This is a genomic window from Proteus sp. fly-1067 (assembly GCF_040139345.1).
In the GTDB taxonomy this organism is placed as follows: domain Bacteria; phylum Pseudomonadota; class Gammaproteobacteria; order Enterobacterales; family Enterobacteriaceae; genus Proteus; species Proteus vulgaris_B.
In genome coordinates, this window is the sequence record NZ_JBEEUL010000111.1 from 1 (window position 1) to 689 (window position 689).

General features: G+C 44.0%; 1 protein-coding gene. It reads right to left on the reverse strand.

What is annotated here, in order from left to right; all coding sequences use genetic code 11:
• Nucleotides 1-29 precede the first annotated feature (29 nt).
• A partial coding sequence (locus ABN217_RS19435) for a DedA family protein (protein WP_349459882.1) occupies nucleotides 30-689 on the reverse strand: 660 nt, incomplete at its 5' end.

Sequence of the window (689 nt, forward strand, 5' to 3'; positions counted from 1 at the left end):
GTGGGTTGCCCTCTCGCTTAATAGTGAACTTATTTCTTGGTTGATAGCTTTTTCTTGACGACCACTGCGATACTGCCGATAAGACCAAGGATCAATAGTCCTACAGGGATCAACATCAGCACATTCATAATGTGGTGTTCATATTGCAGAAATATCGGGCTTTTACCAAAGCCAAAACCAATTGCAGTTAGGATCAGCACCCAAAGTAGGCCACTTAGCCAATTAAACACTTGAAAACGACCATTTTGTAGGCCTGCGAGCCCTGCGATTGTCGGTAATAATGTCCTAACAAAAGCTAAGAAACGACCTATCAATAGTGCTGCTAGGCCATGACGATGAAACAGGCCGTAAGCGCGTTGGTGGTAGTGTTCAGGGAGGTGTGCTAACCAACCTTTTACCAACTTAGTATTACCCAGCCATCGTCCTTGAATATAGCCAACCCAGCACCCTAGACTTGCGCCAGCTGTCAAAATAACAATCGTCAATGGGTAACTCAGTGTACCTTTTGCAATGAGAACACCAACAAGGATCAGTAAACTGTCACCTGGTAGGAATGCGGCAGGGAGAACCCCATTCTCAAGAAAAAGAATTGCAAATAACATAAAGTAAATCGCCCAGACCAACGCAGGATTGGATAGGGTTGCATAGTCTTGATGCCAAAGGGCAAAAAATAGTTCTTTAACTAATTC